The sequence below is a fragment of the Fodinisporobacter ferrooxydans genome (genome assembly GCF_022818495.1).
Taxonomy (GTDB): domain Bacteria; phylum Bacillota; class Bacilli; order Tumebacillales; family MYW30-H2; genus Fodinisporobacter; species Fodinisporobacter ferrooxydans.
The window spans coordinates 711,081-733,990 of the sequence record NZ_CP089291.1 but is presented as its reverse complement, the minus strand read 5'-3'; the positions used below and the strand labels follow the sequence as shown (position 1 = coordinate 733,990).

21 protein-coding genes are annotated in these 22,910 nt (G+C 46.0%); 19 read left to right on the top strand and 2 right to left on the bottom strand.

Annotation, left to right across the window (positions count from 1 at the left end; all coding sequences use genetic code 11):
• The first annotated feature begins 275 nt into the window (after positions 1–275).
• The 10 genes from LSG31_RS03580 (at position 276) to hisIE (ending at position 9,382) form a co-directional block, all read left to right on the top strand.
• Entirely contained in the window at positions 276–1,715 is a 1,440-nt protein-coding gene (locus LSG31_RS03580) for a peptidoglycan DD-metalloendopeptidase family protein (protein WP_347438037.1), read from the top strand.
• A gap of 129 nt (positions 1,716–1,844) precedes the next feature.
• Entirely contained in the window at positions 1,845–2,384 is a 540-nt protein-coding gene (locus LSG31_RS03575) for a hypothetical protein (RefSeq protein ID WP_347438036.1), read from the top strand.
• 196 nt (positions 2,385–2,580) lie between these two features.
• Positions 2,581–3,855: an ATP phosphoribosyltransferase regulatory subunit gene (gene hisZ, locus LSG31_RS03570; protein ID WP_347438035.1), complete on the top strand. Its 1,275-nt coding sequence runs from the start codon at positions 2,581–2,583 to the stop codon at positions 3,853–3,855.
• Between the two features lie 122 nt (positions 3,856–3,977).
• Positions 3,978–4,625: an ATP phosphoribosyltransferase gene (gene hisG / locus LSG31_RS03565; protein WP_347439434.1), complete on the top strand. Its 648-nt coding sequence runs from the start codon at positions 3,978–3,980 to the stop codon at positions 4,623–4,625.
• A complete protein-coding gene (gene hisD / locus LSG31_RS03560) occupies positions 4,625–5,914 on the top strand; it encodes a histidinol dehydrogenase (RefSeq protein WP_347439433.1) in 1,290 nt (429 codons plus the stop codon). Before hisG ends, hisD begins: the two co-directional genes overlap by 1 nt.
• The gene (gene hisB, locus LSG31_RS03555) at positions 5,911–6,498 is read left to right on the top strand and encodes an imidazoleglycerol-phosphate dehydratase HisB (RefSeq protein ID WP_347438034.1); all 588 of its coding nucleotides are present in this window, start codon (positions 5,911–5,913) and stop codon (positions 6,496–6,498) included. The genes hisD and hisB overlap by 4 nt, the downstream gene beginning before the upstream one ends.
• Position 6,499: 1 nt before the next feature.
• Positions 6,500–7,120, top strand: a complete 621-nt coding sequence (hisH, locus tag LSG31_RS03550; protein WP_347438033.1) for an imidazole glycerol phosphate synthase subunit HisH — start codon at positions 6,500–6,502, stop codon at positions 7,118–7,120.
• A complete protein-coding gene (gene hisA, locus LSG31_RS03545) occupies positions 7,120–7,869 on the top strand; it encodes a 1-(5-phosphoribosyl)-5-[(5-phosphoribosylamino)methylideneamino]imidazole-4-carboxamide isomerase (RefSeq protein WP_347438032.1) in 750 nt (249 codons plus the stop codon). The genes hisH and hisA overlap by 1 nt, the downstream gene beginning before the upstream one ends.
• Before the next feature lie 77 nt (positions 7,870–7,946).
• Entirely contained in the window at positions 7,947–8,708 is a 762-nt protein-coding gene (hisF, locus tag LSG31_RS03540; RefSeq protein ID WP_347438031.1) for an imidazole glycerol phosphate synthase subunit HisF, read from the top strand.
• Positions 8,705–9,382: a bifunctional phosphoribosyl-AMP cyclohydrolase/phosphoribosyl-ATP diphosphatase HisIE gene (gene hisIE, locus LSG31_RS03535; protein WP_347438030.1), complete on the top strand. Its 678-nt coding sequence runs from the start codon at positions 8,705–8,707 to the stop codon at positions 9,380–9,382. The genes hisF and hisIE overlap by 4 nt, the downstream gene beginning before the upstream one ends.
• Before the next feature lie 254 nt (positions 9,383–9,636).
• Here hisIE and argS read toward each other — a convergent pair whose 3' ends face one another.
• Positions 9,637–11,340, bottom strand: coding sequence for an arginine--tRNA ligase (gene argS, locus LSG31_RS03530; RefSeq protein WP_347438029.1), 1,704 nt, complete (start codon positions 11,338–11,340; stop codon positions 9,637–9,639).
• A gap of 150 nt (positions 11,341–11,490) precedes the next feature.
• Here argS and LSG31_RS03525 point away from each other — a divergent pair, with 150 nt between their 5' ends.
• From LSG31_RS03525 to LSG31_RS03485, 9 genes are all read left to right on the top strand, one after another.
• Complete coding sequence (locus LSG31_RS03525) at positions 11,491–12,447, top strand: ribose-phosphate diphosphokinase (RefSeq protein WP_430734237.1); 957 nt, start codon at positions 11,491–11,493, stop codon at positions 12,445–12,447.
• 101 nt (positions 12,448–12,548) lie between these two features.
• The gene (locus LSG31_RS03520; protein WP_347438028.1) at positions 12,549–14,273 is read left to right on the top strand and encodes a tetratricopeptide repeat protein; all 1,725 of its coding nucleotides are present in this window, start codon (positions 12,549–12,551) and stop codon (positions 14,271–14,273) included.
• A 146-nt stretch (positions 14,274–14,419) separates the two neighbouring features.
• Positions 14,420–16,336, top strand: a complete 1,917-nt coding sequence (gene selB, locus LSG31_RS03515; RefSeq protein ID WP_347438027.1) for a selenocysteine-specific translation elongation factor — start codon at positions 14,420–14,422, stop codon at positions 16,334–16,336.
• Between the two features lie 254 nt (positions 16,337–16,590).
• Positions 16,591–17,070: an NUDIX hydrolase gene (locus LSG31_RS03510; RefSeq protein ID WP_347438026.1), complete on the top strand. Its 480-nt coding sequence runs from the start codon at positions 16,591–16,593 to the stop codon at positions 17,068–17,070.
• Positions 17,071–17,184: 114 nt separating this feature from the next.
• Entirely contained in the window at positions 17,185–18,144 is a 960-nt protein-coding gene (locus tag LSG31_RS03505) for an ROK family glucokinase (protein WP_347438025.1), read from the top strand.
• Between the two features lie 154 nt (positions 18,145–18,298).
• Positions 18,299–19,162 (top strand): RNase adapter RapZ, encoded by an 864-nt coding sequence (gene rapZ / locus LSG31_RS03500; RefSeq protein ID WP_347438024.1) that lies wholly within the window; start codon positions 18,299–18,301, stop codon positions 19,160–19,162.
• A gap of 4 nt (positions 19,163–19,166) precedes the next feature.
• A complete protein-coding gene (locus tag LSG31_RS03495) occupies positions 19,167–20,339 on the top strand; it encodes a gluconeogenesis factor YvcK family protein (RefSeq protein ID WP_347438023.1) in 1,173 nt (390 codons plus the stop codon).
• Positions 20,340–20,362: 23 nt separating this feature from the next.
• Positions 20,363–21,304: a DNA-binding protein WhiA gene (gene whiA, locus LSG31_RS03490; RefSeq protein ID WP_347438022.1), complete on the top strand. Its 942-nt coding sequence runs from the start codon at positions 20,363–20,365 to the stop codon at positions 21,302–21,304.
• 91 nt (positions 21,305–21,395) lie between these two features.
• On the top strand, positions 21,396–21,653 hold the full coding sequence (locus LSG31_RS03485) for an HPr family phosphocarrier protein (protein WP_347438021.1): 258 nt from the start codon (positions 21,396–21,398) through the stop codon (positions 21,651–21,653).
• Between the two features lie 179 nt (positions 21,654–21,832).
• Here LSG31_RS03485 and LSG31_RS03480 read toward each other — a convergent pair whose 3' ends face one another.
• Positions 21,833–22,690: a polysaccharide deacetylase family protein gene (locus tag LSG31_RS03480; RefSeq protein WP_347438020.1), complete on the bottom strand. Its 858-nt coding sequence runs from the start codon at positions 22,688–22,690 to the stop codon at positions 21,833–21,835.
• Positions 22,691–22,910 lie beyond the last annotated feature (220 nt).

Below are 22,910 nucleotides of genomic sequence, written 5' to 3'. Positions count from 1 at the left end.
AGATAATTTCAAATTCAAATGATTTCATATTCAAACTTGAAAAAGGATGAAAGGAATCAGCAACTGATATACAAAACCCCGCATGTCAGAAAGTCAAGTGAACTTTTTCTGACATGCGGGGTTTTTCTTGTCTTTTTATATTGGAAATCAGAAGGGAAAATGCAAAAGATGTCGAATATTCTTTCTCGGCATATCTTTTATATGCTGCTTTTCCATGTATCAACAATTTAGTTTCTCATTGTTCCAACAATTTTCTACACCAAGGAGGCGAAAGCATGTCTGAATTGACGCAGCAATTGTATGCGAATATTAAGCATAAAATTGCCGCCAAAAGGAAAGAGAAAAGACACGATACGAAATTTTCACGGTTGGGCAACCAATTTTTTGGGCAAGGGATGCAGCCTTTACAAACGATTCAAACATTTTTATACGAAAAGCGCTTTTTAATTATCGGTACATTGCTAAGTGTATCGATTGGCAGTGCGTTAATTATACATAATACATTCCAAGCGAATGGAACATATCAGGTTTTTATCAATGGGAAATACGTAGGGATGGCAAAAAACCGGCAAGAAGCATCTGCTGCGTTGGCTTCATTGGGAAGGAACGACAACTGGAAAGTGAAATTGACTCCTGTTGCGTTGGCAGATCCAAAACAATTTCAGCCGATTGACGGAAAACGTCTGGCAGCAGCGGGAATTGCCCCTGTCACGATTCAAATAAACAATCAAAACATTGTCAATGTAGCAAATTCACAAGCGGCGGAAGATGTCCTGAAAGCGGTTGAACAATTCTATTTGCGAAATCAGCCAAAGAATAGCCGTGTTTCGATTAACGATGCCATTCGTTTTATTCCATATCTGGGTACGGCAGGAACAGTAAAAAGTGTGTCAGATGCTGTTCATCAAGTATTGGGTGGTGCGGATTCACCGCAAACCTATGTAGTATCCCGTGGTGATACTTTATGGGATATTGCGAAACGAACGGATACGACAGTTGACAAATTGGTCAGTTCAAACCCGGTTCTTTCCAATATCAACAACCTGCAATTAGGAGAGAAGCTTGTCGTTAGCACAAAAGATCCTTATGTACATGTAACTGTCGACCAAACGGTCACAAAGGACGTGACTGTTCCATATACAACCCGATACATAGATGACGACGCGATGGCTACAGGGGATACAAAAGTGATCACAGAAGGCCAAAACGGTTTAGAGACGCAAACATTACATATTGTAACGGTAAACGGTAAAGTCGTGAAACAGGATATCCTTGCGCGCACTGTCAAACAACAAATGGTGCAGGCAGTCGTAAAACGCGGGACAAATAGCGGAATCGCCAGCGGTGATTATATTTGGCCGATTTCCAGTCATTTGATTACATCACCATATGGGGAAAATCGCGGCTATGAGTTTCATCCCGGAGTCGATATTGGCGCCCCAACAGGTACGCCGATCTGGGCCAGCAATAACGGTACGGTTATTGATGCCGGTTGGAACAACGGCGGATATGGCAATTGGGTGGAAATTGATCATGGCAATGGTGTGGTCTCCATCTATGGCCATATGTCGAGAATTGATGTGCAAGTGGGACAACGGGTCACGAAAGGCCAAACCATCGGTGCTGTTGGGATGACCGGAGAAGCGACAGGACCGCATTTGCACTATGAGGTTCGCGTCAATGGAGTTCGGGTGAATCCGGCACCTTATATGTAATTGCTACGTTCGGTTTTCTTTCACTGAATCGGGTGAAGTAACGAATCAGGTGAAGTAACAACACCTCCACCTGATTCAATTTTCATTTTATAATGGAAGTGTATATTCAAAATAGGGAGGGATAAGCAAATGGACGATATCCAACAGATTTTGCAACAGTTATTGGAAGGCCAGAAGTCACTAAGCAATCATATCGATAAAATGGAGTCAAAATCGAATGAACGTTTTGACAGGCTGGAAGCAGCAAATACAGGAATGAGCGAACGTTTTGACAGGCTGGAAGCAGCAAATGCGGGAATGAGCGAACGTTTTGACAGGCTGGAAGCAGCAAATACAGGAATGAGCGAACGTTTTGACAGGCTGGAAGCAGCAAATACAGGAATGAGCGAACGTTTTGACAGGCTGGAAGCAGCAAATGCGGGAATGAGCGAACGTTTTGACAAACTGGAAGCAGCAAATGCAGGCATGAGCGAACGTTTTGACAGGCTGGAATTGAAAATTGACGCAGTTGCAGAACAAGTTTTATTGAATGCCAAGAAATTGGACAACACCCAATTACAGTTAAATACACTTGAAAAACATGTTCGAGATGTGGATAAGGGACTTCGTCTCATAAATCAGGAAGTATCTGATGTCCGGTATGACGTGAAAGTGTTGAAGATGAATTAAAAGAACCGTTTACATCAACATGCAATCGATCTTCTTTTTTCATACTGCTTGTCTTTCAAATTATTGATTTCATCCTCTCTTCCTTCATGCATTCTCTCGCACTATGATACAATTGACGCATTCCAGAAACGGTGGTAGTATAATGTTAATGCTTTAGTATATTAGCAGACTAAAGCGCGAGGTGATAAAATCGACAATGAGTACAAATATTCCTGTGTTTTTTGAAAAGCCGCAAGGTGTACGCGATTACTTGCCTAGAATCGCCGCTAAGAAACGGCAATTGGAAAGTGATATTTTGCAAAACTACGCCAAGTGGGGCTATGAAGAAGTAATTACTCCCACTTTAGAGTATATGGATATTTTCCAAAATGGATCGTTGCGCAGTTCCGATGAGCGTGTTTTTAAATTTTTTGAACGATCCGGCCGCACGATCGTGCTGCGCCCCGATATGACAGCTCCAATTGCCCGCGTTGTATCCTCTCTATTAAAGGATCAGCCATTGCCAATCCGTTTATCCTATCAAGGTTCTCTTTTTCGAATCCAAGAGTTGGCGGCAGGACGGGATGCAGAGTTTACACAAGCGGGTGTTGAACTGGTGGGAGACGACACGGCAGATGCGGATGCGGAAGTGATCGCTTTAGCTGTCAATACGTTAAAATCCATTGGTATTACAGGATTTAAATTGGCTATTGGCAATGTGAAATTCCTGCAGGCGATTTTTCGCGAGAAAGTGCAGGATGCTGCGACACGGGCGCAATTGCAAACGGCGCTGGAAGATAAAAATTATGTGGCATATGAGCAAATCGTCCAGGCATCAATCGCCTCTCAAGATGATCGATCCACATTGTTGGAAATTGTTCGCTTGCGCGGCGGGATCGATGCGATCGAAATGGCCCGCAACTTGACAGAAGATCCGAAAGCACGGCAGGCTCTTGATAATCTACAGGATGTTTGGAATCTATTAGGGGCGTATCGGGTGCAAGAGGCAGTTGCCATTGATTTAAGCGTTCTGTTGGCGCAGCATTATTATACAGGCGTCGTATTTGAAGGATATGCTCCGAAAATCGGGTTTCCCGTTTGCGGCGGCGGGCGTTATGACGAATTGTATACGAAATTTGGACGACACCTTCCAGCTACGGGCTTCATGATCGGCGTTGACCGAATTTTGGATTTGTTAAGTGCTTCAGATGAAGGAAATGGACCTGTGCGACTGCTGATCAAATATGCATCGAATCTTGAAGATCGATCTATGGCGATCGGTTTTACCGAATATTTGCGGGCACAAGGATACTATGTGTCGCTTCAGCGCAAGGATATCGCAAATATTCCGCATTCGAAGAATGTGCAGGGACATTTCGTAGATCCAATGCCAAGCGTTTTGAAGCTTGAAAACGGAACGTTGCATACGGACGATTCGTCGATTCGTCAACTGTTCGAAAAATTTTATGCTGGAATGGATTCAAGCATGTAACGTGTTTAAATAAGGGAAAGCGTCAAGAATGGAACATGCTGACACGGGGAAGGGAATGGATGATTTTTCATTCGGTCCGTTGTGATGTGGCATGGTTTTTATCAACTGGAGGTTTGGTTAAGATGGCATTTGACGGTTTAACCATCGCTCTGTCAAAAGGGCGAATCATGGACCAAACATTACAATTGTTTCATGAGGCAGGCATACCGGTACCCGCTGATGACGATTCACGCAAGTTGATTCTGGAATCCCCTTGTGGGACCATTCGCTATATGATCGCCAAACCGACCGATGTACCTACGTACGTGGAATATGGTGCGGCAGACTTGGGGATTGTCGGTAAAGATGTTTTGCTGGAAGCCGGTCGGGATGTGTATGAGTTATTGGACTTGGGGATCGGAAAGTGCCGCATGTGTGTGGCAGGGCTTCCTGAGACCAAATACTTTGGCACGGTTCCTCGCATCGCGAGCAAATATCCGAGGATTGCTACCGAGTATTTTCGCTCGCTCGGACAGCAGGTAGAAGTGATCTTGCTGCATGGCTCCGTGGAGTTGGCGCCATTGATCGGTTTGGCGGAACGAATTGTCGATATTGTCGAGACAGGTCGAACGTTGGTGGAAAATGGATTGGTTGTACTTGAGGAAATCGTTCCAATCTCCACCCGGCTGATTGCGAACCGGATGAGTTTCCGGCTGCGGGAGCAAGAAATCGATGAACTCACGCGCAAATTGCGGGGACGGATCGATCTAAGAAAAGAGGTACAAGTATGATGCGGATCATTCGGGCAGAGGAATACGCATTGCAAAGAGATACACAGCAATCCTATGAAAAAGAACGGGAAATCGTTCAAGATATTCTTGCAAGAGTACGGCAGTTTGGAGACCAACAATTGCGCTCCTTTACACGGCGATTTGACGGAGTTGACCTGACTGATTTTCGGATTCCGGAAGAGCAATACGAGCAAGCGTATAAACAAGTATCACAGGAATTTTTGACGGCGCTTCGGAAAGCGATGCAAAATATCCGCATCTTTCACGAAAAACAAAAACGGGAGTCGTGGCAGTATGCACAGCCGGATGGCACGATCCTCGGGCAAGTGATTCGTCCGTTGCGGCGTGTCGGCGTATATGTGCCAGGCGGGAGGGCTGCTTATCCGTCCTCCGTATTGATGAATGTCATTCCGGCACAAGTCGCAGGCGTCAAAGAAATCGTTTTGATCAGCCCGCCAACTTCAGAGGGGACGTTAAAGGATCCGGGAGTCCTTGTGGCGATTCGCGAACTCGGTATTTCGGAAGTTTACCGAATTGGCGGAGCGCAAGGGATTGCAGCACTTGCATACGGGACGGAATCGATTCGGCCTGTCGATAAAATTGTAGGACCTGGCAACCTGTATGTGGCATTAGCGAAACAAGCCGTTTTTGGTCAAGTGGCGATTGATATGATTGCAGGTCCCACGGAGATTCTCGTGATCGCTGACGATTCGGCAGATCCCGATTACATCGCGGCAGATCTTCTCTCACAAGCGGAACACGATCCACTGGCGGCATCGATTCTCGTCACCACATCCGAATGCTTGGCAAAAGCGGTGCAAGCAAGTGTTGAACAGCAATTGGCAGATTTGCCCCGCAAGGAGATTGCCGCCGCATCGATCGAAACATATGGAGCGATCGTTCTTGTGGATTCATTGGATGAAGCAATTGCCATGTCGAATCGGATTGCACCGGAGCATTTGGAACTGCAAATCGAGGACGCTCCAAGTTACGTACCGTTGATTGAAAATGCCGGCGCGATTTTTGTCGGACCGTACAGTTCCGAGCCGGTCGGAGATTATTTTGCGGGACCGAACCACGTATTGCCGACAAACGGGACGGCACGCTTTTCCTCTCCTTTAAACGTCGATGATTTTATGAAAAAAAGCAGTCTGATCCAGTATTCGAAGGAAGCGCTGCTGCGGGACGGGCAATACATCGTCACGCTGGCGGAAGCGGAAGGATTGCATGGGCATGCAAGAGCGGTCGGCATCCGGATGAAAAAAGAAGGAGTGGAAGGGAAACTATGAGTCGCCAGGCATCCATTCAAAGGGATACGACAGAGACACAAATTCAACTGGCATTGAACCTGGACGGACAAGGACAGCGAGACTTGCGATTTCCTGTTCCGTTTTTGCGTCATATGTTAGACTTGTTTTCCAAACATAGCAGCTTTGATCTGGCAATTGCAGCGAATGGCGATGTAGATATCGACGATCATCACACGGTAGAAGATATTGGAATTTGCCTTGGGCAAGCGTTTAAAAAAGCATTGGGAGACAAGGCGGGCATTCGCCGCTATGGCAACCGATTCACTCCGATGGATGAATCTCTGGCACAGGTGACCGTCGATATCAGCGGCCGTTCGTTCCTGGTGTTTCATGCAGAGTTTCCAACGGAGAAAGTGGGAACATTTTCGACTGAGCTGGTGCAGGAATTTTTTCAGGCGTTTACCGGCAATGCAGGTGTCACGCTGCACGTCAACCTTCATTATGGCACAAACAGCCATCACATGATTGAAGGGATTTTCAAGGCGTTTGCCGGCGCATTGTCGGAAGCTGTTTCCGTCGATCCGCGAATCCAGGGTGTTTTATCGACGAAAGGAGTCTTGTAACATGATTGCCATTATCGACTATGGGGTGGGCAACCTTCGCAGTGTTGAGAAAGCATTTCTGAATGTCGGCTATGAAGCGGTCGTTACAAACAAGAAGGAAGACATTTTACAAGCAGACGGTGTCGTACTTCCGGGAGTTGGCGCTTTTGGCGATGCGATGGAAAATATCCGGCAGGCGGGACTGCTTGAACCCATCCGTGCAGTCGTAAAAGACGGCACACCGTTTCTTGGCATTTGTCTTGGCATGCAGTTGCTGTTTGCAACGAGTGAAGAGCATGGACTCCATGAAGGACTGAATTTTATCCCAGGACATGTGCGACGGTTTCAAGGAGATTTTAAGATTCCGCAAGTGGGTTGGAATCAACTGCAATTCAAACGCGAGCATCCCATTTTGGATGGCGTGACAGAAGGATCCCATGTATACTTTGTGCATTCTTATTATGTAGATCCGCAAGATTCGGCGGTTGTCCTGGCGTCAACCGACTATTTTCAAGATGTGCCAGCCATTGTGGCAAAGGATAACGTGATCGGCATTCAATTCCACCCGGAAAAAAGCAGCCATATCGGCCTGCGTTTGCTGGCCAACTTTGGCAAGCTGGTCACGCGGGAGGTTGTTTTATAATGGGCACAGAACAACGGGAATTTATTTTATATCCGGCCATTGATATTCGGGACGGCAAAGCGGTTCGCCTATATAAAGGGGATTATGCCGCCATGACCGTGTATCATGAGGACCCGGCGGCGGTTGCAGCACAATGGCAAGAGCAGGGGGCTGCTTTCATCCATGTCGTCGATCTTGACGGCGCGAAGGATGGGAAACGGAAAAATCGCAGCGTGATTGAGGCGGTTGTTCAAGCTGTCCATGTGCCTGTGCAAGTCGGCGGCGGCATTCGGACGATGGAGACAGTGGAGTCGTATTTCGAGCTGGGTGTGGAACGCTGCATTTTAGGTACGGCAGCAGTGCAGGAACCGGAGTTTGTAAAAGCAGCATTGCGGCGATACGGTGAAAGAATCGTCATTGGCCTTGATGCGAAAGACGGGATGGTGGCTGTCAACGGCTGGCTGGAAACGGCAGATGTAAAAGCGATTGACTTGGGCAAGGAATTGGCGGCACATGGCGCCACGCGCGTTGTGTTTACGGATATTGCCCGGGATGGCACGCTGACAGGTCCGAATACACCGGCGATTGTACAAATGGCCAAGGAGACCGGCTTGCAGGTGATTGCTTCCGGCGGCGTGAAAAGCATCGATGACTTGGTCGAACTGTCAACATATGCCGATCAGGGGGTTGCAGGTGCAATCATCGGCAAAGCGTTGTATACAGGCGCCATCCAGCTCTCCGAAGCCATTCGGAGCGTCATGAGAGCATAGGTGTTCAAGTATCGGATATTCAAGTGTCGAATATTTTCGGTTCCGTTTATTTTCAGAGTGAATGGCAGGTGACATAGATGCTTACAAAACGAATTATCCCGTGTTTTGATGTGAAAGATGGACGGGTTGTCAAATTTCAAAGCTTTATGGATAACGAGCGGGATGCGGGAGACCCTGTTGAGCTTGCAGCCTTTTATGATGAGCAAGGTGCGGATGAATTGGTCTTGCTGGATATTTCCGCATCCCATGAAGGCCGCTCCATCATGCTGGACATTGTCAAGAGAACGGCCGAGCAGGTATTCATTCCGTTTACCGTCGGCGGGGGCATTGCATCCGTAGATGACATCCGCACGATTTTAAAAGCGGGCGCGGATAAAATATCGATGAACTCTTCCGCCGTCAAGGACCCGCAACTGATCGCCGATGGTGCGAAACGATTCGGGCAACAATGCATCGTTGTGGCCATTGACGGACGTTTTGACAGCAAACTGGGCGATTGGGAAGTTTTGATTCACGGCGGCAGGACGAAGACAGGGCTGACGGTGATCGATTGGGCCAAGCGTGCGGAAAGTCTTGGTGCAGGGGAGATTCTGCTTACCAGTTTTGATCAGGACGGTCAACGGGATGGGTATGATTTGGAATTGACGCGATCGGTAGCGGAAGCGGTCAGTATTCCGGTCATTGCGTCTGGCGGTGCCGGCACCAAGGAACATTTTTACGATGTATTTACAGATGGTAAAGCAGATGCTGCATTGGCAGCAAGTATCTTTCATTTCAAAGAAACTTCGATTGGAGAAGTGAAAGAATACTTACGGAATAAGGGGGTACCCATGCGATGAATGCATTACAGCAACTCAAATTTGATCCGGTTAGCGGATTGCTGCCGGCGATTGTCCAGGATGCGCAAAGCAAGCAAGTGTTGATGCTGGCATATATGAATCAAGAATCTCTCGATAAAACAGTAGAAACGGGAACTACCTGGTTTTGGAGCCGCTCACGGCAAGCGTTGTGGAATAAAGGGGAAACATCCGGGCATGTGCAGCAGGTCGTCTCCATTTCCTATGATTGTGATGGAGATACGCTGCTTGTTCTGGTCAATCAGACAGGTCCTGCTTGCCATGAAGGCACGTATTCCTGTTTTAGCCATCTCTTGACGAATCAAGATGGGAACAGCGGAGTACAAAATCATTCGGACATTCGCTACAGCGATGTGTACGGCATTCTGCCGGAACTTGCAGAACTGATTGCAGAGCGGGATGCGGAACGTCCGGAAGGCGCCTATACAACCTATTTGTTTGAAAAAGGTTTGGACAAGATTCTGAAAAAAGTCGGAGAAGAAACTACTGAAGTTGTCATTGCTGCGAAAAATCAGGACAACCAGGAATTGCGCTACGAAGTTTCGGACTTGATTTATCATTTGCTCGTCTTATTGCGCCACTCGAAACTGCCGTTGACAGACGTATTGCAAGAGCTGCGAAACAGACATGATCGGCAAAGCGCGAAACAAAAGTAAGATCGTTTTGCAGGCAGCCTGATTGCAGTAAAAATCTCGCAATAAAAATTGCAATCAAGGAATAACGGAAAAGCAAAGCATCTCATTCCACTTTTTCAGTAGATTGAGATGCTTTTTTATCCGCTCGCCACTGGAAATCCGTTGCTGACATTCCACCGGATTCATGCATCTGATTATGCATTTGCCTTCATGCCTTCATGCCTTCATGCATGAAGGCATCCATCCATGCGATCGATTGATTGATTGATTCAACTTTAAATCGCTTCCGGCGCTTGAATACCCAGCAAGGCTAACGATTTCGCAATGACATTGCGTGTACATGCGACGATCACCAATTTTGTCATACGGTGAACAGCATCGTCCGTCAGAATCTTTGTTTCATGGTAGAAACGGTTGAATTGTTGACAAATATCGATCACGTAGCGGGCGACGATCGATGGATCGAGCTGCTCAGCGGCCCGCTGGACGGTATCTTGCAGATTTCCGAGTAATTTCCAAAGTTCCCATTCAATATCGGAGACATGGGAAAAGTCACATGCGGCTACATCCGTATCTGCCAACTGCCATTCCGCTTTCCGCATCAGACTGCAGCAACGGGCATGCGTATATTGAACGTAGGGGCCTGTTTCGCCGTCAAAATTCAAAATATCCTCCCAGCGGAAATCGATCTCATGCAAGCGATGGGATTTCAAATCATTGAAAATGATCGCGCCGACTCCCACATCTTTTGCGATTTGCTCCCGCTCGGGAAGATTTGGATTCTTCTCTTCAATGATCGCATCAACACGCTGTATGGATTGCTCCAAAACCTCATTCAACCGAATAATTTGGCCTTTGCGAGTGGAAAATTTTTTCCCTTCGAATTTCATCAGGCCAAAGCCGATATGAACACATTCTTTTGCCCATTCATATCCCATCAGTTCAAGCACTTTAAAGACTTGTTTGAAGTGCAGGCTTTGTTCATTCCCTACCACGTAGAACAGTTTATCTGCATGCAATACGTTGTGGCGATAGAGCGCTGCTGCCAAATCGCGAGTCGCATAAAGGGTTGCGCCATCCGACTTCTTGATCAGACAGGGGGGCATGTTGTATTCTTCAAGTAGAACAACTTCTGCGCCATCGCTTGTCGTCAGCAGTTGCTTCTGTTCCAGTTCAGCGACGACGGCATCCATTTTGTCGTTGTAAAAGCTTTCACCCAGATAGTGGTCAAAGGCGACTCCAAGCAATTGGTATGTGCGGTCAAATTCTTTTAAACTGACTTCTACAAACCACTTCCATAATTCATATGCTTCTTTGTCGCCGTCTTCGAGTTTGCGGAACCACAGCCGGGCTTCATCTTCCAGCTCCGGATGTTCTTCTGCTTCTCTGTGAAAGCGAACATACAGATCCACAAGTTCATCGATGGGATTTTGTTTGACAGTTTCGACATTGCCCCACTTTTTATAGGCCACGATGACCTTGCCGAACTGTGTGCCCCAGTCGCCGAGATGATTGACCCGCTCTACTTGATAGCCAAGCCATTCATGCAAATTGGCAACGGCGTTGCCGATGACGGTAGAACGCAAATGGCCGACAGTAAAGGATTTGGCGACATTCGGGGACGAATAATCGATCGCTATCGTTTGGCCGCTGCCTACCGCGCTTTTTCCATAATCGGCATGATCTTGAATCTGTGTGGAAACATCAAATGCGAAATAGGAACGCTGGATAAAAAAGTTGACATAAGCGCCAACCGTCTCCACATTAGCCAGCCATTCCACTTTCGGGATTGCATTTGTCAGCTCGGCAGCGATCATTTGCGGCGCTTTACGCAATTCCTTGGCGAGCGTAAAACAAGGGAACGCAAAATCCCCCATGTTTGAATTGGGTGGATAGTCCAGCAAACGCAACGTTTGGGATTCATCAAAAGGTATATGTGGTTCAATCAGTTTTGCGATCTTTTCTTTATATGTAAGCATGCATACGACTCCCATTCCATAACATTCCGATATTCATCCATTATACAGATTTTCAAAAGACCATGGCAACTGTATGGGTACTTTCACATTTGTTTTACGTATACATATACAAATTGAGGAAACAAGCAGGTAAGAAATGGAGGACTGTACGTGTCACAACCTATGAAGCTTTTTTCGGGATTATCACACCAAGCATTGGCAGAAGAGGTCGCAGCATTAATCAGAGTACCGTTGGGCAATGTCCGTTTGGGGCGGTTTCGCAGCGGCGAGATCTATGTAAACTTTGAAGAAAGTGTTCGGGGTAAGGATGTCTACATTTTGCAGTCGTTTAGCCCGCCGATTAATGAACATTTTATGGAGCTTTTGGTGATGGTGGATGCTTTAAAACGCTCTTCTGTGGGCACAATTAATGCTATTATTCCTTATTATGGCTATGCTCGACAGGAGAAGCAGGACAAACCGCGGGAACCCATTACGGCTAAGATGATTGCAGATATGTTGACGACGATCGGTGTGCAGCGTGTTATCACCTTCGATTTGCACGCACCGGCCATTCAAGGATTTTTTAATATTCCGGTGGAGCATTTGACGGCGTTAGACGTGTTGGCGGAAGCGGTGCGTACGCTGCGGTTGGAGAATGCGGTCGTCGTATCGCCGGATGCCGGCAGAGTAAAAACGGCCGAAAAATTTGCCAACTTGCTCGATTTGCCATTTGCCATTGTCCACAAGCGGAGACCTGGACATCATGAAGCGGCAGTCACACATATTATCGGCGATGTGAAAGGCAAAACGCCGATCATTATTGAAGATATGATTGATACAGGCGGAACGATTCTGAAAGTTGTGGAGCGGCTGATGGAAAATGGCGCAAAGCCGGCGATTGTTTGTGCGACACATGCAGTGTTTTCTCCGCCGGCGCAGGAAAAATTGAATCATCCGGGGATTGAAAAAATGATTGTCACGAATACGCTTCCCATTGAAGAGCGTTCATTTGAACGCTTGCAAATTGTCAGCGTGGCACCCTTGCTGGCTGAAGCCATTTCGCGGATTCACGAACACCGGTCGATCAGTATTATTTGGCAGGAGTCGGATTCTGTAAAGGAATGACAGAGATTTTTTAAATGTGATATACTGTTGCCACAACGTTGTTGGTTGATGCGGATTTTCATTCTCTTTTGACGCGAGCATAAAAGATGGGAGTTGATACGATGGACAAACCAAAAAAGACAGTTCAACAAAGGCCAAAACGGCCTGATAATGTCATTCCCTTTCGACTTGATGCCGCGTTTTTTTTCGAGCGGGCTCTGCGTCACTTAGACAGACGGGATCTGAAAAGCTCATTAAAATATTTTCGCAAAGCGGTAGAATACGAGCCGGATAACCCGGTTCATCATTGCAACCTGGCGGGTGTTTTGTCCGAGTTGGGGCGTTTTGAAGAATCGAATGAGATTTTGCGAACCATTTTGGAAGATATCGATTCATCCATGTCCGAGTGTTATTTTTATATGGCCAACAACTTCGCCAATCTTGGTGAATATGATTTGGCGGAAGAATATGCGGATTTGTACCTGCAATGTGAACCGAAAGGCGAATTTGTTCAAGATGCGGAAGAAATGTTGGAGATATTGATTGAAGATTTTGGCGGAGGAGAAGTGTTACGCAAGCGTCGGGAAGAACAGTTGACAGAGCAGACCGACCAGGACAAAGCGCGAAAATTGCTGGAAGCCGGCAAATTCATGGAAGCCAGTGTCCATCTGCAAAATATCATTCATGAGTTTCCGAATGCCACAGCGCCGAAAAACAACCTTTCGTTGGCCTATTATTATTTGGGCCAAATGGATCAGGCAGTTGCATTGTCGGAGGAAGTATTGGAAAATGATCCAAGCAATATTCATGCGATTTGTAATTTAGCCGTATACTTTCAACATCTGGGAAAACAGGATCGGTTAAAAACAATCATCGCCCAATTGCGCAAATTGTATCCGCTCAATTTCGACCATACGTATAAATTGGCAACAACGATGGGGATTCTCGGCGAACATGCGAGCGCGTACCATTTATTTAAACAATTGGTCCACTTTACCGATCGCTCGGAAATCTCTTTGTTGCATTGTGTGGCAGCGGCTGCTGCAAACCTTGGCAATTTAAAAGCAGCTCGCAAATACTGGCAAGAGATCAAGCAGTTGGATCGGCATTCAGAAGTCGCCGAATATTATTTAAACAAATTGGAGGAATTTGAAAAAGCGCCGGAATCCGCAGTGTTAACGGTGAGTTACCAGTATCATATTCCCTTCCATGAACAGTTTCGCCGGATTCAACAGTATTTGCAGGAAAATAAGATTGACAGTTGGCAACAGGATCCTTTTATTCGGTCATCGTTATTTTGGGCTTTAAAACACGGCGACGTAGAAACCAAATTGCAAGTGATTCATATATTTGCATGGATGGGCGGGCAAGAAATCGAACAGGTGCTGCGGGAGTTTATTCAAACGAGTGAAGAACTTGCCTCACTGAAGTTGTTTGCTGTATATGTGTTGCGCCATATCGGAGCACAGGGGATTTGTGAAGTGCGCATAAATGACCGGCTTGAGACGTTTCAAATCCAGTTGTTGCCATTGCGTCATAAGGCTTGGAAGACAAATGTCCATAATATCGTCTTGTGCGCACTGGAAATGTTGCGTGACCATTTGCCTCAATGGCAATATGAGCGAGTGTTGGAGCGTGTTTTTTACGTTTGGAATCGGTATTTGGAAACCGTCCAGGATTCACCGCCAAGAATTAATAAAATTCCTGCATGGGCTGCCGGATTGGTATATGCGTCTCTATCCGATCTGCCTGAATTTCATTCGAAGTCGGATGTCGCCCGCATGTTTGACGTATCGGTTGCATCGGTAACTCGGATTGCCAATTCCATTTTTGACTGTACCCAATAAGCGTTCGACACGAATCCAAAAAGCTTAGCTGCCTCTTAGGCTAAGCTTTTTTATATGACCGGATGTATTTATATAGGAATCAAAAAACGATCGACTTTGTGTAAGGCGATTGTCCTTGTACATGGAATCAGGAGTGAGGTGACAGCATGCAGTCGGTTTTTTCGATTATTGGAACGGCCGGACATATTGACCATGGGAAGACAACCTTGGTTAAAGCGTTGACAGGGCAAGATACGGATCGTTTAAAAGAAGAAAAAGAGCGTGGAATTACGATTGATCTGGGTTTTGCTGCGTTGCAATTGCATGATGGAAGAAAAGTTGGCGTTGTGGACGTGCCTGGCCACGAACGATTTATCCGCAATATGCTGGCGGGTGCTGTTGGAATTGATGTCATTTTATTTATCGTGGCGGCAAACGAAGGTGTCATGCCACAGACGCGGGAACATCTGGAGATTTTGCAACTGCTTGGTTTGCAGCATGGCGTGATCGCATTGACAAAATCTGATTTAGTGGAACCGGATTGGCTGGAGCTTGTGCAAGAAGATGTATATACGGCAGTGCAAGGAACATTTTTAGAGAACGCCAGGATTCTGCCGGTTTCATCTGTCACGATGCAAGGAATTCCGGAACTTTTGCAAGAATTGGAACGATTGTTGGAGCTGGCAGAACCGCGGAGCAAACAGGGAACTGTTCGTATGCCCATTGATCGCGTATTTTCTGTAGCCGGATTTGGAACGGTCGTTACAGGAACGTTGTGGCGTGGCACTTTGCGTACAGGTGATATGCTGCATTTGTATCCGGATGATCTTCCGGTTCGGGTGAGGTCCCTGGAAGTTCACGGGGAGAAAGTCGATCAGGCATATGCCGGCCAGAGAGTTGCAGTGAATATAACGGGGATTGATAAACATGGAGTTCGACGCGGGTCTGTGTTGGCAACGGCAGGAGCGTTAGAGGCGACGGAATTATCGGATATCCGCTTGAAACTGCTGTCAGGTACACCGAAGGCGCTGCAGAATGGTACGCGGGTAAGATTTCATATCGGCACCGCAGAAGTTATGGGGCGTATCGTACTGTTGGATCGGGATCAACTACAGCCTGGGGAAGATGCCCTCGCACAAATTCGACTGGAAGAACCCATCGCGTGCGAGAAGCAGGATCGGTTCATCATTCGCAGTTACTCACCCGTATTTACCATTGGGGGTGGCACGGTGATCGATCCATACCCCAAACGGTTGCATAGAAGAAATCGGGATTATATTTTAGAGGAAATCGAACAAAGGGAAAAAATGGATATTTTCGGAAGGGTGTTGCAGTGGATGCGGGAACATCCTTTTGTAGAGGAACCATCGTTCATCGCTGCTTGCATGAATGAGGGCATTGCAGAGACAAAAGATGAATTGGCGCAAGTACTGCAAACACTTGAAGATCATGGAGAAGTAGAACGAATGCTTTCTGGAACCCTTTTGACCGAACGACGGTGGATTGCAGAGCGAATGAGAGAGTTAACGGCAATTACCGAAGAGTATTACAAGCAGCGGCGTTATGATGTGTGGATCCCGCGCAGTCATATGTTCCAGCACTGGTCAGATTGGAAGTCGGTTGTTTCCGATCAAATTCTGTACTACGCAGAAGAAAAAGAGATCATTGACCGAAAAGGGGAATTTTATCGTTTGCACGAGTATCAGCCTGTTTTTACAAAAACAGAGCAGCAGATACTCCAAACCATTCGGCAAGAACTTCTTACAAAAGGATTTCAGCCTCCTCTCCAAGATGAATTGGAACAATTCTTCAAAGGAAAAGAACGAATTGTCCGGGAATTGCTCGGCTATTTGCGCCATACGGGTGAGATCGTTGAAGTTGAAAAAAAGCTCTGGCTGGCCAAACAGACAGTTGACCAAGGCGTGTCAATTGTTCGGCAGCTGTGTGAGCAAAACGCTGCTTTTACTGTGGCGGAATTTCGGGATCAAGCGGCAACTTCCCGTAAAATCGCCGTTGCGTTCTTGGAGCATCTCGATCGGCAGAAGCTTACGAAGCGGGAAGGGGAGAGAAGAATTTGTTTGTAGTGAGTAGTGAATGTATCGTTTAAAAAAGAACAAAAAAAGTGGCGTGATCCAGGATCACGCCGAACTATCTATATTATTAAAAGGGGGTCAAATGTTACAATTACATAGTACTCCCGAAATATTTCATTTGTGTTACAATTGCTTTAAAAGTTTGTGACAAAAAGTACGTAGTTTCATGTAACGGAAAGAGGAGAAAGCCTTGTAGTCATTCTCGCAGAAATGGTATTCTAATTGTCGGTGGGAGTGATGAATTCATGCAGTTAATCGCGAATTGCGTACTTGAATCCAAAGATAAAGTACTCATATTACAAAAGCCGAGGCGTGGCTGGTGGGTGGCTCCTGGTGGCAAAGTGGAACGCGGGGAGTCTTTGTATCAAGCTGTCATTCGGGAATTTCAGGAGGAGACCGGATTGCAACCCCAAGCGCCGCGTTTACGATGTGTATTTACTGTCATGATTTATGATGGGGATACTTTAATCGATCATTGGATGATGTTTTCCTTCCATTCGATCCAAGCGACAGGTACGCTACTTCCTGAAACTCGTGAAGGAGTATTGCAATGGATCTCAAAGGATGATGTTTTGACACTTCCTATGGCCGGTGGTGACCGGTATATGTTTGAATATATTCTGATGAAAAACGATCCATCTGTTTTGCACGGAACGTTTCATTATACAAAAGATATGGAACTCATAAAGTGGGAGCCGGAGCCGGACATCTCCGCAATTCCTTGATGCCGGCGGCGGAACCGGTTGTTCTTACTATTGGAAAGTATGAATTTTTAGCGGTCGATAGTACAAGTACAGGTGTTTTATATTTTCATACAGATGCAGGAGTGGAGATTAGCGATGAATGAGTCTATGGAAAGCCGGGCAATCGGCATTGATCTCGGCGGCACCAATATTAAGGCTGCTGCCGTAACGGGCAAAGGAACGATTGTTGCAAAAATCGAATGGCCGACAGAAGCGGACAAAGGTGCGGATCATGTGATTAAGCGCATGCAAGAGATGGCCCGAACGGTAGTTGCAAATGCAGGATGGCAGTGGTCGGACGTTTGCGGTTTGGGAATTGGCCTGCCTGGTTTTTTGGATCATGAAGCGGGTGTTGTCGAGCAGCTGGTCAATCTGCATTGGCGCAATGTTCCCATTCTCGATATCATGAAAAAAGATTTGGGCATTCCTGTATATTTTGATAATGATGCAAATGCGGCTGCGATCGGTGAAGCATGGGTTGGCGGCGGGCAAGGATTCGAGCATGTTGTTGCCGTAACGATTGGCACGGGGATCGGCGGAGGCATCATCATCGATGGCCGAATTCATCGCGGTGCAAATGGCATGTGTGGGGAAATCGGACATTTGGTGATGTATCCGCAGCAAGGGCGCAGATGCAATTGTGGGAAAATCGGTTGTCTGGAAACGATCAGTTCCGCCACTGCCATTCTGCAAAGTGCGGTAGAAGCGCTTGCAGCCGGCGTACCGACGCGTTTGGCAGAGATTCCAATCGATCAACTGACGACAAAGGATGTGGTCGATCTGGCGAAGTCAGGTGATCCCTTGGCGAATGAAATCATCAAACGAGCCATGGAGACACTCGGATTTGCTCTATCTTATATTGGGAACACCCTGAATCCCCAGCGTTTTGTCATCGGCGGGGGAGTATCGAAAGCGGGTGCCATTCTTTTTGATCTGATTCAGAAAGGGTTCGAAGATGCTGCATTGTCGCGGGTAGTTGAGGCTTGTAAAATCGTACCGGCAACTTTGGGCAATGACGCTGGTGTCATCGGAGCCGCCAAACTGGCGATTTTTTAATACGTTCAAGAACTTTGCAAGGGATTTGACGCTACATCGGTGCGTGAGAAAGACTGGGTTAGGCAGCAGCAACTCGGTCTTTTGCTTTATTTGTTTCCATTTTCTTTCGTTGCAACTTTTGATACACTTAGACTACGAATGGGAGGGGACAGAAATGACGCCGAATTTATTGCTTATTACAGGTTTATCAGGAGCCGGGAAAACAGTCGCGATGCAAAGTCTCGAAGATTTGGGGTATTTTTGCATCGATAATTTGCCTCCTGCATTAATTCCCAAGTTTGGCGAATTAATCGTTCAATCCCAAGGGAAAATTGCAAAAGTAGCACTCGTCTGTGACATTCGCGGCGGTGATTTTTTTACAGCTTTGTTTGAAGCATTAAAAGAAATCGAAGAACAAAACGGAATTCCCTATCAAATTTTGTTTTTGGAAACAAATGATGAAACGCTGGTTCGACGCTATAAAGAGACGCGGCGCAGGCATCCGTTGGCGCCGGAGGGACGCGTGATCGACGGAATTATCCAGGAAAGAAAATTACTGGAAGAAATTCGCGGCCGGGCGGATATTATTATCAACACGAGCCAGTTAAAACCGCAAGAATTAAAAAATCTGCTCAATAAGCGTTTTTCCAATTTGGAAGAACAGCATCCATCGATCAATATCCTGTCTTTTGGTTTTAAATACGGGATTCCCATCGATGCGGATTTGGTATTCGATGTGCGGTTTTTGCCAAATCCTCACTATGTAGATTCTTTACGGCCCAAAACAGGGCAAGATCATGATGTCTATGAATATGTGATGAAATGGCCGACGACGAAAGCCTTTACAGATAAATTGCTGGATATGATTGATTTCCTTCTCCCCCAATTTAAAAAAGAAGGAAAAAGCCAGATCGTCATCGGCATTGGATGTACAGGCGGCAAACATCGGTCTGTTGCGATTGCCGAGATGTTATATGCACATTTGCACCATGAAGATCATATTCAGATCAGCCATCGTGATGTAAACAAGGATCGGTAATCCTATGTTTAAAACATGGTGGATCATAGCTTGGACAACATGCATATTTGGCCTTGGGGTGATTCTCGATCATATCGAGGCATTTCAACCCGCCGGACGAAAGCTTCCCGATGTCGGAATTGTTGCGTTTGCAGTTGGCCTTATACTTTTGATCGCCGGTTGGGTGCGAGAACGTACGTCTGTGAACCATAAAATCAAGAATCCGCCTGTTCCGCAGCGACGGCCACACATCGTGGCAATTGGCGGCGGTACGGGACTCTCCGTATTATTGCGAGGGTTGAAGGAGTTTGATGTCAACATTACGGCAATTGTTACTGTCGCCGATGATGGCGGCAGTTCCGGAAGATTGCGGACGGAATTTTCGATGCCTGCTCCTGGTGATATTCGCAATTGCCTTGTTGCATTGGCTGATACAGAACCATTATTAGAAAAATTGTGGCAATACCGCTTCAAGAGTGGAGAAGGTTTGGCAGGACACACTTTCGGGAATTTATTTTTGGCAGCCATGATGCATGTGACGGGTGATTTTGAGTCTGCCGTGCGGGAGGCCAACCGGGTTTTGGCCGTTCGCGGCAGAGTTCTTCCGGCAGCAGCAGACGATATCAAGTTAATTGCAACAGCATCCGATGGTACAGAAATTATTGGTGAATCGAATATTCCAAAGGCAGGCAAAGCCATTGCCCGTCTGCAAATCGATCCAGTTGATGTAAAGCCTTTGCCGGAAGTCCTGCAGGCGATTGAACAGGCAGATATAATTGTCATTGGTCCGGGAAGTTTATACACAAGTGTTTTGCCGAATTTATTAATTGAAGGTGTAGCCGAGCGCATTCGCAATTCCACTGCACGCAAGATTTATGTATGCAATGTCATGACACAGCCGGGGGAGACGGATCATTATTATGCGTCTTCACATGTGAAGACTATATATGATCACGTTGGCGATCAATTCTTTGATACGATACTCGTGAATCGGACGGACATCCCTGATTATGTTTTGCAAAAATACTTAGATCAAGGCGCGAAACCTGTGGAAGCAGATATTGAAGAATTGCGGAAACTCGGACTGCATGTAATCGTTCGCAATGTTTTACAATATTCGACATATGCGCGACACGACCCAAAAGTTCTGGCTGAAATTATCCTTTCTCTAGTGAAAAAGGATACAAATGAGTCATAAGCGATAGAAAGCGAGGGATGTGGATGTCGTTTGCATCGCGAACCAAAAAGGAATTGACTCAAATTGAACTCAAACCATGCTGCCAAAAAGCGGAATTAGCTGCATTGGTTCGTATGAACGGACATGTACAGATCGGTAATGGGCGTCTCTCACTTGATGTTACTACGGAGAATGCGGCAATTGCCCGCCGGATTTACAGTATGCTGAAATCCCAGTTTGGCGTACATGCGGAAGTATTGGTGCGAAAAAAAATGCGCTTAAAGAAAAATAATGTTTATATGGTACGCTTGCCATATCAAGTGCGGGAAGTTTTATCTGCATTATCGATTGCCGATGAAAACGCAAATTTTTACGAGGATATTAGTCCGCAAGTAATAAAAAAAACATGTTGCAAACGCTCCTATTTGCGTGGGGCATTTTTGGCGAGCGGCTCTGTGAACGACCCGGAAGGTTCTTCGTATCACTTGGAATTAAGCTCTTTTGACAGAGAACATACATTTGCCATTGCGGAACTTATGAACAAGTTTTCTTTGCATGCAAAAGTGATCGATCGGAAAAAAGCGTACGTTGTATATTTAAAAGAGGGAGAAAAAATTGTCGAATTTTTAAATATTATCGGTGCACATCAAGCATTGCTGCATTTTGAAGATGTGCGCATCATTAAAGGCATGCGAAATCAAGTCAATCGTTTGGTCAATTGTGAGACGGCGAACCTGAATAAAACGATTAACGCCGCTGTTCGACAAATTGAAAATATACGTTTGGTCCAGCGCATGATTGGATTTGACAATTTACAACCCAAGCTGCGTGAAGTTGCAGAACTCCGTTTGCGCTTTCCGGATATTAATCTTAAGGAATTAGGCGCCATGTTATCGGATAAAGTAAGTAAATCAGGTGTAAATCACCGGTTGCGAAAATTGGACGAATTGGCGGAACGGATTCGTTCCGGTCAGCGAATGGGGTAGTGATGTGATTCGTATTGTATGATATACTAACGATAACTATGGATAGATTTTGATTTTTTATGAACATACAGGGAAAGGAATGAGTATTAATATGGCTGAAAGAGCTGTAAAAGTGTTGTTGCGCTCAGGTCTTCATGCACGCCCTGCGGCTTTATTTGTACAGGAAGCGAATAAATTTAGCAGTGAGATTTTTATTGAGAAACAAGGGAAATCAGTGAATGCGAAGAGTATTATGGGTGTTATGTCGTTAGCCATTGCTGCCGGAACAGACATTGTGATTCATGCGGAAGGCAGTGATGCCGAAGCGGCCGTTGATCGTTTGGCAGAAATGGTTGCAAAAGAGGAATAAAATAAAGAAGAATTAAATATTCAAAATTTTCACGTGGAACATTAAACATTCGATAGGAATTTGCTGTCGATTTTTGTAGAACGTGATAAAAATAGCAAAAGGGATTCCTTTGAAATGCCAGAAGGATTCCCTTTTTGCCCCTTTTTGATAATTGTATAACAACACTTGACCGTTTAACGCTATTTGGTTGCCGGTATATTCAGCAATTGGGGTATTGTTACAAATGTAAAACCTTCCGATCGAAGTGTTTGCACAAAGTACGGAATCGCCGCAATCGTCCCGGACAAGTCTTCTCCCTTGCCACCGGCTGCATGCTGCAGAATAATAGAACCTGCTCTCGTATGTGCCAGAATGTTTGCGGTCACCTGAGGTCCAGTGAGTCCCATCCAATCCAGCGAATCTACATTCCAATATATGATTTTGTACTTTCTTTTTATCAGTACTTCGATTACTTCCGGATTTAACGCACCATAAGGCGGGCGGAATAAAGCGGTTCGCACACCTGTAATTTGATCAATTACATTTTCTGTATGGTCAAGTTGGTATGCTTGTTCTTGTTTCGTTATTTTTGTAAGATTCGGATGGTTCCAAGTATGATTGCCGATCACATGTCCTTCTTCCACGATTCGTTTCATAATATCCGGGTGTGCTGCAGCCCGTTCCCCGATCACAAAGAATGTTCCTTTCACGTTCACTTGTTTTAGTACATCCAAAACCCGCGGAGTAAATGTATCGTCTGGAGCATCGTCAAATGTGAGGGATACATGCTTTACATTTTCAGGACCATGTAAAAATAAATCTTTTGGGAACATTGCAGATAAATCGACATGTTTTGCATGAGGCTCCTCTCTTGCAGTTTCAGCACCGCCTTTAAGATCAGGCGTTTTTTGTCTCTGGGAATCCGATGAGAATCCGTACGCATTTGCAATCAAAGGATTGCCGGGAAGGCCGTAGGAATAAGGAATCGGATACGATGATGGATAATCCGGAGCAACAGTATATTCAGGAGCGCCCCATAAGTAGTCATATAAATACATGCTGTATTTCTCCCTTCGTAGGCAAACATCTCGTATACCTTATGCGATCAGGGGGAGAAACGTCACAAAATTGCAGATAGCCGGAACAATCCGCGAGTGACCCGTTAAAAAAGAAACAATCCAAAAAGAAGGTGCAATCAAAAAAGACGCCAACTGCTTGTTTTTTTACAAACAGCCAACGCCTTAGATAGGGTATGTATAGCGCCATCAATGGCGCTTG